Below are 17372 nucleotides of genomic sequence, written 5' to 3' on the forward strand. Positions count from 1 at the left end.
GGGACCCGCTCAGGTGATGACGCTCGGGGCGTCGCGGCCGGTCCGGACACGGATGTCGGCGATGCTCTCGGCCGTCGCGATCAGATCGGACAGCGCGGCCTGAGTCTCCAGATCGTGACGGCTGGCGTCGGGTTCATAGCGCTCGATGTAGACGCGCAGCGTGGCTCCGGACGTACCTGTACCGGAAAGGCGGAAAACGATGCGCGAGCCGCCCTCGAACAGGATGCGGATGCCCTGGTTCTTGCTGACCGACTGGTCAACAGGGTCGTGATAGGCGAAATCGTCGGCCGCCGTGACGGTAAGGTCGCCGATCTTCGTGCCTGGAAGGCTCTCCAGCTTGGCGCGCAGCGCCGCGATCAGGCCGTTGGCCGCGTCACTGTCAACTTCTTCATAGTCGTGACGCGAGTAATAGTTGCGACCATAGGTCGCCCAATGTTGGGTCACGATGTCCAGAACGTTCTCGCCGCGCACCGCAAGGATGTTGAGCCATAGAAGGACGGCCCAGAGCCCGTCCTTCTCGCGAACATGGTTCGAGCCGGTTCCCGCCGATTCCTCGCCGCAGATCGTCACCTTGCCGGCGTCGAGCAGGTTGCCGAAGAACTTCCAGCCGGTCGGCGTCTCGTACATGCCGATGCCGAGCTTTTCTGCCACGCGGTCGGCTGCGGCGCTGGTTGGCATGGAACGGGCTATGCCGGCGATGCCGCCTGCGTAGCCCGGTGCCAGATCAGCATTGGCGGCAAGAATGGCAAGGCTATCGGATGGCGTGACGAATATGCCTTTGCCGATGATGAGGTTACGGTCTCCGTCGCCGTCCGAGGCCGCTCCGAAGTCGGGTGCGGCGTCGCCCGCCATCATCTCGTCATAGAGTTGCTTGGCGTGAACGAGGTTCGGGTCTGGATGATGGCCGCCGAAATCCGGAAGGGGGATGAAGTTTCTGACCGTGCCCTCGGGCGCGCCGAGCCGGCGTTCGATGATCTCCTTGGCATAGGGGCCGGTGACGGCGCTCATCGCGTCGAACACCATGCGGAAGCCGAGACCGAACAGATTGCGGATCGCGCCGAAATCGAAGAGTTCCTCCATCAGCGCGGCATAATCGGCGACCGGATCGATGACTTCGACCGCCATACCCTCGACGGTCACGCTGCCGATCACGTCGAGGTCGAGGTCGGTAGCGTCGACGATTTTGTATGTATCGATGACCTTGGATCGCGCAAAGATCGCGTCGGTGATCTTTTCCGGCGCGGGCCCGCCGTTGCCGATATTATACTTGATGCCGAAATCTTCGGTCGGCCCGCCGGGATTGTGGCTGGCCGAGAGGATGATGCCGCCGAAAGCCTTGTACTTGCGGATGACGTGAGAGGCAGCAGGTGTCGAGAGAATGCCGCCTTTTCCGACCAGAACCTTGCCGAAACCGTTGGCGGCGGCCATCTTGATCGCCTTCTGGATAACCTCGCGATTGTAGAAACGGCCGTCGCCGCCGATCACCAGCGTCTCGCCGTTGAAATTCTCGAGGCTGTCGAAGATCGACTGGATGAAGTTTTCGGCATAGTTCGGCTGCTGGAAGACAGGTACCTTCTTGCGCAGGCCGGATGTGCCCGGCTTCTGGTCCCCGAAGGGTGTGGTGGCAACCGTCGAAATCATGGACTTACTGGCCTTTCGAGACGAGGCGTTGATAGAGGTCGATATAGCGTTCGGCACTTCTGCCCCAGGAGACGTCGCATTTCATCCCCTGTTTCTGCAATTGGCTCCAGACTTTAGCCGCGCCGTAAAGGCGCACGGTTCGGCGAATGGCCGAGCGTAAGGCCTCGGCCGAGCCGGATTCGAACTGTATGCCGGTTGCCGCCTTGGCGGCCAGAGCCGCTTCGTTGGCGTCAATGATGGTATCCGCCAGTCCGCCTGTGCGGGCGACCACCGGTACGCAACCGTAGCGCAAGGCATAGAGCTGCGTGAGGCCGCAAGGCTCGAAGCGCGACGGGATGAGGATGGCATCGGAACCGGCCTGCATCAGGTGCGACAGTGGTTCATTATATCCGACCACCATGGCAACCCGGCCCTTATGACGCGCCGCAGCGGATAACAGGCCCGATTCAAGCCCGTGATCGCCTGAACCGAGGATCACCAACTTGCCTCCGGCGGCAACAAGCGTGTCGGCGACCTCGGCGAGCAGATCCATGCCCTTTTGCCAGGTCAGACGTGAGATGACGCAGAAGATCGGTCCGCCGTCGCTGTCGAGCGCGAAGCGCGCCTCAAGTGCCGAACGGTTCGCCTGCCGCTTCTTCAGCGAGGCGGCGGTGTAGTGCGCGGCGAGATGCGGATCGGTCGACGGGTTCCAGACCGTGGCATCGATGCCGTTGACGATACCGTAGAGATCGTCGGCACGGCTGGCGATTACACCCTCCAGGCCCATGCCGAAGGTCGGGGTAAGGATTTCCTCGGCATAGGAGGGACTGACTGTGCTTATGGCATGGGAGGTGACCAGCCCGCCCTTCAGATAACTGATCCCACCGTAATATTCGAGTGCTTCGGCAAAGGCGTGGACTGGCAGTCCCAGGTACGGGAAGATCTCGGCGCCGAACTGGCCCTGGAAGGCGATGTTATGGATGGTCAGGAGGCTTGGGCGTTCCGGCATCTCACTGTAGCGCATGAAAACCGGTGTCAGCGCCGCCTGCCAGTCATGGGCGTGTACCAGGTCGGGCTGCCAGCCTGGCAGGGCGCCCGCGGAGATCTCCGCGCCGGCCTTGGAGAGCACGGCGAAGCGTTTCCAGTTGTCGGGATAGTCGCGGCTGTTGGGATCGACGTAGGGGCCGCCGGGGCGATCGAACAGGGTTGGGGCGTCGAGGATGAGAATGTCGAGGCCATCATGATTGGCCTCGAGCAACACGGCCTGTTCGCCCAAGAGGTCGGCGAATTCCGCCCGTTTTACCGGATTGCGGATCGCTTTCATCAGCGCCGGATATCCGGGGACCAAGGTCTTGGTTTCGATGCCATGGCCACGCAGCGCGAGCGGCAGTGCGCCGGCGACGTCAGCGAGGCCTCCGGTCTTGATGAGGGGGTAGAGTTCTGAGGTGACCGAGAGAACCTGCATCAGACTGTCATGCCCAGCTTGTCGATCATCGGCTGCGTGATCAGGCATACGCCTTCCTCCGAGCGTCGGAAGCGTCGCGCATCCATTTCTGGATCCTCTCCGACGATCAGACCTTCAGGGATGACGACACCATGGTCGATGATGACGTTGGTCAGGCGCGCATGACGTCCGATCTGAACCTTGGGCAGGATGACAGCTCCCTCCAGCCGCGAGTAGGAATTGGCCCTGACCCCGGTAAAGAGCAGACTCTTGAAGAGCGATGAGCCCGATATGATGCAGTCACCGGCTACCAGCGAGGATATCGCCGACCCGCGCCGGCCTTCGTCGTCATGCACGAATTTGGCCGGGGGGGTGATTTCCGAATAGGTCCAGATCGGCCACGATTTGTCGTAAATGTCGAGTTCCGGAACAATGTCGGTCAGGTCGATGTTTGCCTGCCAATAGGCGTCGAGCGTGCCGACGTCGCGCCAGTAGGGGGTGCTCTCGAAATCGGATCGCACGCAGGACCGGGCGAAGCGATGGGCGACGGCCTTTCCGTTCGAGACGATGTAGGGAATGATGTCCTTGCCGAAATCACGGCTCGAATGGGGATCGCCCGCGTCGCGGCGCAGAATGTCCATGAGGAACTTGGTGTGGAACACATAGATGCCCATCGAGGCGAGCGCGAAGTCTTCGTTGCCGGGTATGCCCGGCGGATCTGCGGGTTTCTCGACGAAGGCGATGACCTCGTCGGTGGCATCGACGTGCATGACGCCGAAGCCGGTTGCTTCCGCGCGTGGCACTTCCATGCAGCCGATGGTGACGTCTGCGCCGGAATCGACGTGCTGCTGCAGCATCAGCTCGTAGTCCATCTTGTAGATGTGGTCGCCGGCCAGGATCACCATGTATTCCGGGCCATAGGGCTCGATGATGTCGATGTTCTGAAAGACGGCGTCGGCCGTGCCCTCGTACCATTGTGTTTCCGAGACGCGCTGGCTGGCCGGCAAGACATCGAAACTCTCGTTTCTCTCCGGCCGCAGGAAGTTCCAGCCGCGTTGCAGGTGGCGGATGAGTGAGTGGGCCTTGTACTGCGTGGCGACGCCGATGCGGCGAATGCCCGAGTTCAGCGCGTTTGAGAGGGCGAAATCTATGATGCGGGCCTTGCCACCGAAATAGACCGCGGGCTTGGCGCGTCGGTCGGTCAACTCCTTCAGGCGGCTGCCCCGGCCGCCGGCAAGCACATAGGCCATGGCATCGCGCGCCAGGGGTTGGGGTCGCTTCTGCATCATTTTGCCTCCCGACTCAGTTTTCTTGTTCCAGCATGATCACGGCGAGCGGCGGCAATGTCAGTATGGCGTAGGCGCGGCCGCCGTCTCCCGGTCCTGCCTCCACGCGTCCGCCATTGCCCTTGCCGCTACCGCCGTAGATTTCCGCGTCGGTATTAAGAATCTCGCGCCAGCGCCCGGTGGTGGGGAGCGGCACGACATAGCCTTCGTGATAGACCGGCGTGAAATTGCAGATCACGGCGATTGTCTTTTCTCCCGGCGCCTTGCGTAGGAAGGCGAGGACGGAGTTGTCCTGGTCGTCGGCGATCAGCCATTCGAAACCTTCACCCTCGCAATCGCGGGCATGCAGCGTCGGCTTGGAGCGATAGGTGAGGTTGAGGTCGCGCACCAGCCGCCGCATTCCCTCGTGCAGCGGGTACTGAAGCAGATTCCAGTCGAGCGCCCGTTCCTCGCTCCATTCGCTCCACTGGGCGAATTCCTGGCCCATGAACAGGAGTTTCTTGCCCGGATGGCCCCACATGAAGGCGTAATAGCTCCTCAGGTTGGCGAATTTCTGCCAGTCGTCGCCGGGCATTTTGGCGATCATCGAACCCTTGCCATGCACCACCTCGTCATGGGAGATCGGCAAGACGAAGTTTTCCGAAAATGCGTAGAGCAGGCCGAAGGTCAGCTCCTGGTGGTGAAACTTGCGATACAGCGGGTCGCGGGCAATATAGCTCAGCGTGTCGTGCATGAAGCCCATATTCCACTTAAAGCCGAAGCCCAGGCCGCCCTCATGCACCGGCTGGGAGACCTTCGGCCAAGAGGTCGATTCCTCGGCGATGGTCATGATGCCCGGATGGGTGCCGTAGACCGCGCGGTTCATCTGCTGCAAGAAACGTACCGCCTCGAGATTCTCCCGTCCGCCATATTCGTTCGGGATCCATTCGCCTTCTTTGCGCGAGTAGTCGAGGTAGAGCATCGAGGCGACGGCATCGACGCGCAGCCCGTCGAGATGGAATTTCTCCGCCCAATAGAGAGCATTGTTGACCAGATAGGAAACGACTTCGGTCCGGCCGAAATTGTAGATCGCCGTATTCCAGTCCGGATGAAAACCCTTGCGCGGATCGGCATGCTCGTAAAGCGCGGTTCCGTCGAACCAGCGCAGTCCGTGGGCGTCTGTCGGAAAATGGGCGGGCACCCAGTCGAGGATGACGCCGAGGCCGACCTTGTGGCAGCCGTTGACGAACCGGGCAAAGCCCTCCGGTTCGCCGAATCGTGCTGTCGGAGCGTAAAGACCGGTGGTCTGGTAGCCCCAGGACGGATCGTAGGGATGTTCGGTGATCGGCAGGAATTCGATGTGGGTGAAGCCCATGTCCACACAATAGGGGATGAGTCGTGCCGCCATCTCGTCCCAGCTGAGCATTGATCCGTCATCGCGGCGCTGCCAGGAACCGGCATGAACCTCGTAGATGCTGATAGGCTGGCGGCGCTGGTCGATACTCGCCCAATGCTTGCGGTGCGCGTCATCGTCCCAGGTCTGTTCGAGCTCGGCAGTGGTGACCGAGGCATTCTTGGGGCGCAGTTCGGCGCGGCGCGCGTAGGGATCCGCCTTCAGCGGCAGCAATTCGCCATTCTTGCCGATAATCTCGAACTTGTAGGCGGAGCCCGTGCGGACGTCCGGCGCGAAGATCTCCCAGATGCCAGTGTCGCGTCTGAGCCGCATTACATGGCGGCGGCCGTCCCAGTCGTTGAAGTCGCCGACGACGGAAACGCGCCGCGCATTCGGCGCCCAGACGGCGAAGTGAAAGCCCTCGACGCCCTGATGCTTGAGCGGATGGGCGCCCATCTTGTCGAACAGCCGGAGATGCGACCCCTCGCGGACGAAATAGTCGTCCATCGGACCGAGCACGGGACCGAAGCTGTAGGGATCGGTGACCGTCCACTCCACGTCGCCCCGCGTGGCGCGATAACGCAGTGGCTGGAAACCGTCGAGCGCCACCTTCCCGCAGAAGAAACCCGCGGGATTCAGGCGTTCAAGGGGCCCCAGAGCGGCGCCGGCGATGGAGAAGGCAGTGACGGATTCCGCGCCGGGGATGAAACAGCGAGCAACGAAACCCGATGTCGTCTGGTGCGGGCCGAGGATGGAAAAGGGGTCGTCGTGAGCGCCGCTAACGATAGCTTCGATTTCGCCCGCCGGCGGTATGTCCTGCCGTCCAGCTCCATCGACCTTCTTCGGCGACTTGCCCATCAGGCTCTCCAGATATCGGTGTTGTACTGCTGAATCGTCCGATCGGAGGAGAACCATCCCATGCGCGCGGTATTGCGGATGGTCTTGGAGTACCATGACGCTTCGTCCGCCCACAGCGCATCGACGTCGCGCTGGGCCTTTGCATAGGCATTAAAGTCGGCGGCGACCATGAACCAGTCATGCTGGTACAGCCCGTCGACGAGCTCGGAAAAACGACCTGGGTCGTCGGGTGAGAAGACTCCCGAGGCGATCGCTGCAAGGGCCTGGGAAAGCTCGCGCGAGCTTTCGATCACGGCGCGAGGGTTATGCCCTTCCGCCCGTAGTTTTCCAACTTCATCGGCCGTCATGCCAAAGATCACGATGTTCTCTTCGCCCACATGATCGCGCATTTCAACATTGGCCCCGTCAAGGGTTCCGATGGTCAGCGCGCCGTTTAGCGCGAACTTCATGTTCCCGGTTCCTGACGCCTCCATTCCGGCGGTGGAAATCTGTTCCGACAGGTCGGCAGCCGGCACCATCACCTCGGCAAGCGAGACGTTGTAATTGGGGATGAAGACGACCTTCAGCAGATTGCGCACCGCGGGGTCGTTGTTGATGACGCGGGCGACGTCATTGGCGAGTTTGATGATCAGCTTGGCATTATGGTAGCTCGGGGCGGCCTTGCCGGCGAACAGCTTGACGCGCGGCACCCAGTCGCGCTCCGGATGCGTGCGGATCTGGTCGAACAAAGCCACAGTCTCGACGATGTTCAGCAATTGGCGCTTGTACTCGTGGATGCGCTTGATCTGGATGTCGAACATCGCCGACGGATCGAGACGGATACCCATGCGGCTGGCAACCAGATTGGCCAATTGCTCCTTGTTGGTACGCTTGACCGCCGCGAACTGTTTGCGGAACTCGGCATCGTCGGCATAGGCGTCGAGCGCCTTCAGCTTCTCGGCGTCATCGAGGAAGTCTGGGCCGACCGTGTCGCGGATCAGCGATGTCAGGCGCGGATTGCACTGCATCAGCCAGCGCCGTGGCGTAATGCCATTGGTCTTGTTGTTGATGCGCTCGGGGTAAAGCTTGTGCAGGTCGGCGAACACCGTTTCCTTCATCAGTGCCGTATGCAGCGCTGAAACGCCGTTAATGCTGTGCGAGCCAATGAAGGCGAGATTGCCCATGCGCACCCGCCGGTCGCCGCTCTCATCAATCAACGAGATGTGGCTGATTTCGTGGTCGGAAAAATTGCGGTTCTTGCGCGCGTCGCGCAGGATCTTGGCATTGATCACATAGACCAGTTGCATGTGGCGCGGCAAAAGCCGCTCGAACAACGGCACAGGCCAGCTCTCGAGCGCTTCGGGCAGGAGTGTGTGATTGGTGTAGGAGAAGGTGCGCGAGGTCAGATCCCAGGCCGTGTCGAGGTCCAGGTCGTGAACGTCGCAGAGCAGGCGCATGAGTTCGACAACGGAGACCGCGGGATGGGTGTCGTTGAGCTGGATCGCTACCTTGTCGGGCAGGGCCGAAAGCTCGTTGCCCTGTTGCAGGTGGCGCCGCAAAATGTCCTGCAACGATGCCGAACAGAAGAAGTATTCCTGGCGCAGCCGGAGTTCCTGACCCGCCGCCGTCGCGTCGGCCGGATAAAGGACACGTGTCAGCGCCTCCGCCTTGTTGCTCTCTCTGAGAGCGCCGATGTGGTCACCGGCATTGAAGGCTTCCAGCAGGATCGGATCGATCGGCTGGGCCGACCACAGGCGCAGCGTGTTGACGTGACCACCGCGCCAGCCGACGATCGGCGTGTCATAAGCGGTGGCGATCACCCGCTCGCCAGGTTTCCAGATGAAGTGCGCTTCCTCGCCGTTCTCGGCGACAGTCTCGACCGCGCCGCCGAAACCGATTTCATACGAGCTTTCGCGCCGTTCGAACTCCCAGGGGTTGCCGTGGGCGAGCCAGGTCTCTGGAAGCTCCACCTGCCACCCGTCCGCCATCTGTTGGCGGAACAGGCCGTGCACATAGCGGATGCCGTAGCCGTAGGCGGGAATGTGCACGGTCGCCATCGATTCCATGAAACAGGCGGCAAGCCTGCCGAGACCGCCGTTGCCGAGCGCAGCGTCGGGCTCGAGGCCGGCGATCACGTCTAGTTCCACGCCTATCGAGGCAAGCGCTTCCCGGATCTCGTCCATCAGGCCGAGATTGGACATGGCATCGCGCATAAGCCGGCCGATGAGGAACTCAAGCGAGAGATAGTAGACCCGTTTTGCATTGTTGGCATAGACGGCCCGGGTGGATTCCATCCAGCGATCGATGATGTGGTCGCGTACCACGAGGATGGTTGCCGTCAGCCAGTCGTGCGGCGTCGCGACCGTAGCGTCCTTGCCTATTCCGTAGGTCAGGTGCTCGATGATCTCGGCGGCCAGCACTTCCGGGTCGGAGACGCGGGGTTGGGGCAGGGGCAGGTCGGCTTTGTTGAGGCTCTTGATCATGATCTCGCCATTCTGTTGTCCACCAATCGGGACGCAGCACCGATTCTCCCCTAACGGCACGCGCTCGTCAGACGCAGTTTACGCATCGTTATGAAGCACTTGCAACACAGGAAATTTGCGCATGCGAAAATCGCCGCAGGCCGGTGCCTCTCATTCAAGTGGCTGAAATAAATGGACTTGCGAGCGGGTGGGCAGACAATAAAAAAGGCCGCGCGCCAATGCGGGCGTGGCCTCTTCCGATCGAAGCGTGGCCGTCGCGGCCGCAATCGCAAACCTCAATTGGTGAGGCGCGTCGCTGCCATGGAGGCCTTCTCGCCGATTTCCTTGAAGGCTGCGACAAGCTCGGCGGCATCGCTCGCGTCATAGTAATGGGACGTGTCTGTCGCGCAGTAGGATAGGAGCTTGCGGCCTCCGCTCGGAGCCATGAAGGCGACGCTGAAGATCTCGACGTCGGCCGCTTTGGCGCTGTCGCACCAGGCCTTGGTCGAGGTGTCGGCGCTGGAGTAATTGTTGTCGCCGTCGGTCATGAAGACGATGAACTTACCGGGATCCTTCTGACCATTCTTGGCGACATGCGCACTGACCTCGCTGGCGGCCGTGACCTTCTGGTAGGCTGTCTTGACCGCGTTGGAGGAGTCTGTGCCCCCGGTGGCGTACAGCGCGCTGACGTAGCTGGAAACCAGACTTGTCCCCCACTGGAACGTTGTCGGATTCTGGCTGGATGAATTGTAGGAGATCGCCGCCGTGCGGACGTATTTCTGTTCTGGATCTGCTGTGTTGAGCTGATCCACGAGGTCGGCGACGGCAAGCTTCAGCGCGTCGATCTTCAGGACATAGTTGGTAACGCTCCGGGAGCAGGTATTCCAGCCGCATCTATAGTATTCGAGCTTTGTCGGCTGTGCCTCGTTCACCGTGCTGGTGTCCTCGCCCATCGATCCCGAGCGGTCGAGGACGAGGTACATCGACAGGGCGTTCTTGCTTTCCGTCGTGCTTTCCGATGTGCTGGAAACGCTGATGCGCACCTTGTCATAGCCGAGCAGTCTGGTGAAGGCGTTCATCTTTACGTCGTAGTGCCCATTCACCGTCACTTCGTAGGTGTTGGTGGCACCGCTTGCGCCCGCGGTGCGGTGAACGCTGGCCAATGCCGTGTCGGCAAGTTCCTTGGCGGCGTCTTTCTCCTCTTCTGTGAGCTCAGTTCCGTTCTGGTTGGTATTGCTGAACTGCGCTGCCATGAATTTCTTGGCAAGTTCGATGGCTTCCGCGTCGGTAATGCCCTTGCCGGCCAGGGCGGAAGCTGCGGACAAAGCGCCGGAATCGGCTGCGTCCTGGAGCGCTGCTCTCACCTGAACAAGATTCGCCAAGTCCATTGCCACGCCGGCGCTTGCCAGAAGCACCGGGACGAGGATCGCGGTCATTATGCCGAAGTTACCGCTGCGATCCGAACCGAAGCGGCTGAAAAGGGAGTGCTTTTCGCAGGTATCGATCATCATGTTCATCCGTCCGAGGGAGCACGTTTGATGATCTGATACAGAACAAAGCTGTTTTTCGATTTAAGGATGTTGGTAAAATTCTAGTCAATTGCGAGAAAAACACCCGGAAAATGGGGCTATTTCACCGGAATGACATCGACGGCCTGCTCCGTCTGGTGGCTGCCATAGCTCTTCAGTACGCCGATGACCGGCGCAACGTCAGAATAGTCGCGGCCGTAGGAGGTGACGATATGGTCGGCGCCGACTGTGATGTTGTTGGTCGGGTCGAGTTCGACCCAGCCGGCGGTCTCGCCGCACCAGACCCGTACCCAGGCGTGCATGGCATCCGCGCCCTCAAGCCGTTCCTTTCCGGGTGGGGGAATGGTTCTGAGGAAGCCGCTGACGTAGCCTGCCGGAATGCCCAGGCTTCTCAGGGCTATGATCATCACATGGGCGAAGTCCTGGCAGACCCCGCGTTTCAGTGAAAAGGCCTCTATCGGCGGCGTGTCGACGGTGGTGGCCTCGGGGTCGTATGTGAAGTCGGTATAGATATGGGCGCAGATTGCTTCGGCGATCTGGCGCACGGTGAAACCCGGCTGCAGGTGGGCGCGGGCATAATCGGCGATCAAAGGTTCGGCGCCAAGCCTCGGACTCGCCCCCAGAAAGTGATGGGGAGAATCCGGTCCGAGCGACCAGACGTCGGCTAGTTCGTCCGGAAGCTTTGAGAGAATCGGGGAGAAATCCGCCGTGAGAGGCAGTGCCTGGACCGAGACACGGGCCTGCATGTGGATGTCGAGCTTCTCATGCGATGAACGATAGGTGAAATAGGTGGCAGGATGACCGAAAAAGTCGGTGAAACGTGCCGTCTCGTCTGGCTTCGGTTCGACCGTGATGCTGCCTGCCACGAGGCGCTGGCGATCGGAAAGCGACATTGGCAACAGCCGCAGGATATGGTGGGCGCCCGACGCCGGAGTGTCGTAAAGATAGCCGATGCGCAGGGAGATGTCATAGAGCATCGGGCTATCCGAGATAGGTACGAGCGAGCAGGTCGGACAGCTTTCCGAGGTCGCGCTCGAGGCTGGAATAGATTTCGACGGTCATGGCCTCCGGGGTCATCACCGCGAGGCCGGAATGCAGCCGCATGGTCTCGCGGTAGAAGGGAGACATCTGGCCGTTGACGAAGGCGTTGGGCAATTGCTCGACCTCGGTGCGGATTTCGTTCAACTGGAAGAGTATCGAGCGCGGGTTAAGCGGATCAAGCGCCAGAAGGTCGGTGACGGTCAGCCGGGTGGTGCTGACATTGTAGCGGCGGCGATGGGTCATGACGTTGTCGCCGATCTCCAGAAGCATGTCGAGCGCGCCGTCCGGGGCCTCTTTGCCCGTCATGTGACCGAGCAGGCGCGTCATGTGCAGCCCGCGTTCCAGAAGGCGTCCGACGGTCAGAAAGCGCCAGCCGGTAAAGCGGTACATGTTCTCGTGCACCAGGCCGGCGAAGCCGGCCAGCTTGCGCAGCAGTACGGTCATCGCGTGAGCCGCGTCGTCGCCGTGCTTGACGGTATCGTGGAAACGCCGCGCGGTCTTGGCCAGGTCGTTCAGGGCTAGCCAGCCATCGGGTGAGAAGCGGTCGCGGATATTGCTGGCCGAATAGACAGCGCCGTCGATGTTGCGCAACAGGCTTTCCGGCACGCCGTGCGTCATCTCGACGTCGAGATCGGACAGATAGCGGGAGACGTAGGCAAGCAGGGGCTGGTCAGGATTCGCGGATTCGGCGAAGCGCGAGTGCCAGGCGCGCAGGATGCGCAATGCGCCTTCAGCCCGCTCGATATAGCGGCCTAGCCAGTAGAGATTATCGGCGGCTCGGCTCGGCAGGCTGCCCGGCATGTTGCGGGCGAAGCTCTCCTCGGCGGGAAGAAGCGAGATTCGGTCCACCGGCTTGTCGGAGACAATCCAGACGTCGGCGGCGCGGCCGCCCGACTGCATGGCGATCGCCGTGACGTCATCGCCGGAGCCGATACGGGCAAAGCCGCCCGGCATGATCTGCCAGCCGTCTCGGGTGCGCGCGGCGTAGACCCGGAGCGACATCGGGCGTGGTGTGAGCTTGCCGTCGACGAGCGCCGGCGTGGTCGAAAGGGTGACGACTTCCTGTCCGACAAGGTTTGCCGCTTCCGTTTCCAGCCACTCGGCGGTCGACTGTAGCGAAGAACCGGACACGCGCGAACCGAGCACAGAGCGGCCGTTGTCGTCGAAAAAGGGTTGGCGGGAATAGGCGGGACCGATCACCATGCGGTCGATGTTGCGCGCCACGTGCTCGCGCTCCGATTTCTGACCGCACCACCAGGTGGCGATCGACGGCAGTTTCAGGTCCTCGCCCAGCAGATGGTGGCAGATCGTCGGCATGAAGGCGAGGAAGGCGCGTGTTTCAAGAATGCCCGAACCGAGCGCGTTGACGAAGGTGACCGTGCCATTGCGTAGCGCCTGTACCACGCCCGGCGTGCCGATATGGGAATGCTGGTTGAGTTCGAGCGGATCGGCGAATGCCGCATCGAGACGGCGCCAGAGTACGCTGATCGGCTTCAGCCCGGCGACGGTGCGGACCATGACGCGACCGTTGACCACGGCAAGATCCTCGCCCTCGAGCAGCATGATGCCGAGATAACGAGCGATATAGGCGTGTTCGAAATAGGTCTCGTTGGCCGGGCCAGGGGAGAGTACGGCGATCCGGTCGTCGCGATTCTGTTTTTGCGCCTGCAAAGCCTCGCGGAAGGCGCCGAAGAAGGAAGCCAGGCGATGGACATGGCTCTCGCCGTAGAGATCGGAAAAGGCGCGCGTCGTCGCCACGCGGTTCTCCAGGGCGAAGCCGGCGCCGGAGGGCGCTTGGGTGCGATCGGAGAGAACCCACCAGTTGCCGTCCGGTCCTCGGCCGATCTCGAAGGAGCAAAAGTGCAGGTAATGGCCGCCGCTCGGCTTGATGCCGACCAGCGGTCGCAGGAATTCCGGATTGGCGGCAACCAATGCCGGTGGCAGGAAACCCTGCTCGACCAGCTTGTTGTCGCTGTAGATGTCGGCGACGACGGCTTCAAGCAGGTTGGCACGCTGCACCAACCCTTCGGCTAGAACGTTCCACTCCTTCTCGTCGATCAGCACCGGAATATGGGAGAAGGGCCAGGCGCGCTCGCTCGAGCCGGCGGCGCCATAGGCGCGGTAGAAGACGCCGGCGTCGCGCAGATAACGGTCGGCCCGCGCGACGCGCTCATGCAGGTCATGTTCGGATATGCGGTCGAGCGCCGACACGAAGGATTGCCACACCGGCCGGATATTACCGGCAGCGTCGAGCATTTCGTCGGCGGCGCCCGCAAGTGCGCGATAGCTGGCGGTTCTCGCCTCTGCCATCTCTTCGTCTGCCGGGCTGTCGTCCGCCGCCGGTTGGTTCGCCATTTAAATGCCCTGGGGTCGCCGCAAATCCAGCGTATGGGTGAATTCCGGAGAAACCGTCTCCGGCCACAGTGGGTAATCTCCCGCTGTATGGCCCCATGGCTCGAAACGCGCAAGCCGTCGTGCTTCCGCTTCATTCCCGTTCACAGGGAAAGTGTCATAGTTCCGCCCGCCCGGATGGGCCACGTGATACACGCAGCCACCGATCGATCGGCCTGACCATATATCATAAACATCAAATGTTAGCGGTGTGTTGACCGGCAGGACGGGATGCAGGCCGGAGGCAGGCTGCCAGGCCTTGTAGCGCACGCCGCCGACGGAAACGCCGTTTGTGCCTGTCTTCGTCAACGGAACACGGCGACCGTTGCAAGCGACCGCATAGCGTTCAGGATTGCCTGTCTCAAGCCGAACCTGCAAGCGCTCCAATGAGGAGTCGACGTAGCGCACCGTTCCGCCGATCGCGCCCTGTTCGCCCATGACGTGCCATGGCTCGAGTGCCTGGCGCAGTTCCAGTCGCGAATCGCCGTATTCGACCTCGCCATAGAAGGGGAAGCGGAATTCGAGCTGGGCGGCAAACCACTCCGGTTTGAAGTCGAAGCCATTGTCGCGCAGGTCGGCCAGCACTTCGAGGAAGTCCTGCCAGATGTAGTGCGGCAGCATGAAGCGGTCGTGCAGCGCCGTGCCCCAGCGCACGAAATTGCCGCCGGTCGGATTCTTCCAGAAGCGGACGATGAGCGCGCGCACCAGCAGTTGCTGGGCGAGCGACATGCGGGCGTTCGGCGGCATTTCGAAGCCGCGGAACTCGACGAGGCCGAGGCGGCCGGTCGGGCCATCCGGCGAGAACATCTTGTCGATGCAGATCTCTGCGCGGTGGGTATTGCCAGTCACGTCGATCAAGAGGTTGCGAAACAGCCGGTCGACGAGCCAGGGCAGCGGCGGTGCCTCGCCCGATCCCGGCATCGGGATCTGCGCCATGGCGATCTCGAGTTCGTAGAGGCTGTCGTGGCGCGCCTCGTCGATGCGCGGCGCCTGGCTGGTCGGGCCGATGAACAGACCCGAGAACAGGTAGGAGAGCGACGGGTGGCGCTGCCAGTGCAGCACGAGGCTTTTCAACAGGTCTGGACGGCGCAGGAAGGGGCTGTCGTTCGGATTGGCACCGCCGACCACCACATGGTTACCGCCGCCGGTGCCGGTGTGGCGGCCATCGATCATGAACTTGTCGGCGCCAAGGCGCGATTCGCGAGCCTCCTCGTAGACGGCGGTGGTGATCGCCACGCAGTCGTCCCAGTTGGATGCAGGATGGATATTGACCTCGATGACACCTGGATCGGGTGCGACGCGCACGACATTGATGCGTTCGTCATGCGGCGGCGCATAGCCCTCGATATGAACGGGCAGGCCGATGGCGGTTGCCGCCTGTTCTGCCGCCGCCACCAATTCGAGATAGTCCTCGATCCGCTCGACCGGCGGCATAAAGACGCTCAGTCGACCGTCGCGCACCTCGACCGACATCGCGGTGCGCACCGCGCCGCCGATCTCACCGAGAACCTGTTCGACGCGTCCCTGTTGGATCGTGTCGTCCACCTGAAACGAGGCTTCGGGCATGACGCGACCTGTGGCCTGGACGGCCTCGGGCAGCGCCTCCCGCGGCTCGCTCGGATCGGCCGGGTGGATATAGGGAAATTGAGACGGCGGGACATAGGGCAGCGCGCCGAGCGGCAGGCGATAGCCGACGGGGCTGTCGCCGGGCACCAGGAAGATCTTGCCGCGGCGGGTCTTCCACTTCTCGCTCACCCAGCGTTTGCCGGTGGCCTTGCTGTTCCAGGTCTGGACCGGCAGCACGTAGCCGCTCGGCTCGGTCAGGCCGCGTTCGAAGACGCGGGCGATGCGGCTGCGCTCTTCCGGGTCCTTGAGCTTGGAATTGGCCGGATCGACATTGTCTGGAAGGTTGGCTTCCTTGAGGATCCATTCGCCGGGATCCTCATAGGCAGGCACGACCATTTCGGGCTCGATGCCGAGCGCCCCGGCGATCTCGCCCAGCAGCCGACCGGCGTCGTCGCCAGTGACGTCATAGCGCTTGCCTTCCTCGGCCACGAGTTCGCTGTTTTTCCAGATCGGCTTGCCGTCCTTGCGCCAGTAGAGCGAGAAGGTCCAGCGCGGCAGGGTTTCGCCGGGATACCATTTACCCTGGCCGTAATGCAGGAAACCGCCTGGCGCAAAGCGTTCGCGCAATCGGCGGATCAGGTCATCAGCCTTGTCGCGCTTGGTCGGGCCGACGGCATCGGTGTTCCATTCGCCGGACTCGAAGTCGTCGATCGACACGAAGGTCGGCTCGCCGCCCATGGTGAGACGCACGTCGCGCGCCTGGAGTTCTTGGTCTACGCGTTGGCCGAGCGCATTGAGAGCCTCCCAACTCTCTTCGGAGAACGGCTTGGTGATGCGCGGGTGCTCGGCGACGCGCTTCACCGTCATGTCGAAATGGAATTCGGTGTTGGCGTGGCCGATGTAACCGCCGGAGATCGGCGCGGCGTTGCGATAGTGCGGGGTCGCAGCAAGGGGGATGTGGCTCTCGCCGGTTAAAAGACCCGAAGTCGGGTCGAGGCCGACCCAGCCGGCGCCGGGCAGATAGACCTCCGCCCAGGCGTGCAGGTCGGTGAAATCGACCTCGGTGCCGGAGGGGCCGTCGAGCGCCTTGAGGTCCGGCTTCAGCTGGATCAGATAGCCGGAGACGAAGCGGGCGGCGAGGCCGAGGCGGCGCAGCACCTGCACCAGCAGCCAGCTGGTGTCGCGGCACGAGCCCTGGCCGATGGTCAGTGTGTCTTCCGGTGTCTGAACGCCGGGCTCCAGCCGGATGACATAGCCGATTTTCTGTTGCAGGGCGGCGTTAAGGCCGACGACCATGTCGACGGTGCCCTGACCTGGCGTCTTGTCGAGCGTTGCCATAAAGGCGGTGACCGCCGGGGTGTCCGGCTCCGGCGTCATGTAGATCTTCAGGTCATCGCGGATGTCGGACGGATAGTCGAAGGGCCATTTGGTCGCTTCCTCCTCGACGAAGAAGTCGAAGGGGTTATAGACGGTCATGTCGGCGATCAGATCGACTTCGATCTTGAATTCGGTGACGGGGTCGGGAAAGACGAAACGGGCCTGATAGTTGCCGTAGGGGTCCTGTTGCAGGTTGACGAAGTGATCGGCCGGCGTGACCTTCAGCGAATGGCTGAGCACCTTGGTGCGGGAGTGGGCCGCCGGTTTCAACCGGATGATTTGTGGCCCGAGGCGGACCGGATTGTCGTACTTGTAATGGGTGAGATGGTAGATGCTCGCCTTGATCGACATGTCTGCTGTTCGCCTCTCTGCCCATTGTTCTTTCTGCCGGGCTGATCTGCGATCTTGTGCAATGCAACGCCATAAAGCAAGGGTGCAAAGCCTTGC

9 protein-coding genes are annotated in these 17372 nt (G+C 62.0%); all 9 read right to left on the reverse strand.

Annotation, left to right across the window (positions count from 1 at the left end; genetic code table 11):
• Positions 1-9 precede the first annotated feature (9 nt).
• Entirely contained in the window at positions 10-1641 is a 1632-nt protein-coding gene (locus RNA01_RS14820; RefSeq protein ID WP_147180996.1) for an alpha-D-glucose phosphate-specific phosphoglucomutase, read from the reverse strand.
• A 4-nt stretch (positions 1642-1645) separates the two neighbouring features.
• The gene (gene glgA / locus RNA01_RS14825; RefSeq protein WP_147181060.1) at positions 1646-3085 is read right to left on the reverse strand and encodes a glycogen synthase GlgA; all 1440 of its coding nucleotides are present in this window, start codon (positions 3083-3085) and stop codon (positions 1646-1648) included.
• Complete coding sequence (gene glgC / locus RNA01_RS14830) at positions 3085-4353, reverse strand: glucose-1-phosphate adenylyltransferase (RefSeq protein WP_147180997.1); 1269 nt, start codon at positions 4351-4353, stop codon at positions 3085-3087. The genes glgA and glgC overlap by 1 nt, the downstream gene beginning before the upstream one ends.
• 13 nt (positions 4354-4366) lie before the next feature.
• Complete coding sequence (glgB, locus tag RNA01_RS14835) at positions 4367-6580, reverse strand: 1,4-alpha-glucan branching protein GlgB (protein WP_147180998.1); 2214 nt, start codon at positions 6578-6580, stop codon at positions 4367-4369.
• On the reverse strand, positions 6580-9042 hold the full coding sequence (locus RNA01_RS14840) for a glycogen/starch/alpha-glucan phosphorylase (RefSeq protein WP_147180999.1): 2463 nt from the start codon (positions 9040-9042) through the stop codon (positions 6580-6582). The genes glgB and RNA01_RS14840 overlap by 1 nt, the downstream gene beginning before the upstream one ends.
• A gap of 275 nt (positions 9043-9317) precedes the next feature.
• Positions 9318-10532: a TadE/TadG family type IV pilus assembly protein gene (locus RNA01_RS14845; protein ID WP_307725729.1), complete on the reverse strand. Its 1215-nt coding sequence runs from the start codon at positions 10530-10532 to the stop codon at positions 9318-9320.
• Positions 10533-10648: 116 nt separating this feature from the next.
• Positions 10649-11527 (reverse strand): transglutaminase family protein, encoded by an 879-nt coding sequence (locus RNA01_RS14850; RefSeq protein ID WP_147181000.1) that lies wholly within the window; start codon positions 11525-11527, stop codon positions 10649-10651.
• A gap of 4 nt (positions 11528-11531) precedes the next feature.
• Positions 11532-13946 carry a circularly permuted type 2 ATP-grasp protein gene (locus RNA01_RS14855; RefSeq protein WP_147181001.1) on the reverse strand — a complete coding sequence of 805 codons (2415 nt, stop codon included), beginning with the start codon at positions 13944-13946 and terminating at the stop codon, positions 11532-11534.
• Positions 13947-17276 carry a transglutaminase family protein gene (locus RNA01_RS14860; protein ID WP_147181002.1) on the reverse strand — a complete coding sequence of 1110 codons (3330 nt, stop codon included), beginning with the start codon at positions 17274-17276 and terminating at the stop codon, positions 13947-13949.
• Between the last annotated feature and the right edge of the window lie 96 nt (positions 17277-17372).

The sequence above is a fragment of the Paenirhizobium naphthalenivorans genome, from assembly GCF_007992095.1.
Lineage (GTDB): Bacteria > Pseudomonadota > Alphaproteobacteria > Rhizobiales > Rhizobiaceae > Allorhizobium > Allorhizobium naphthalenivorans.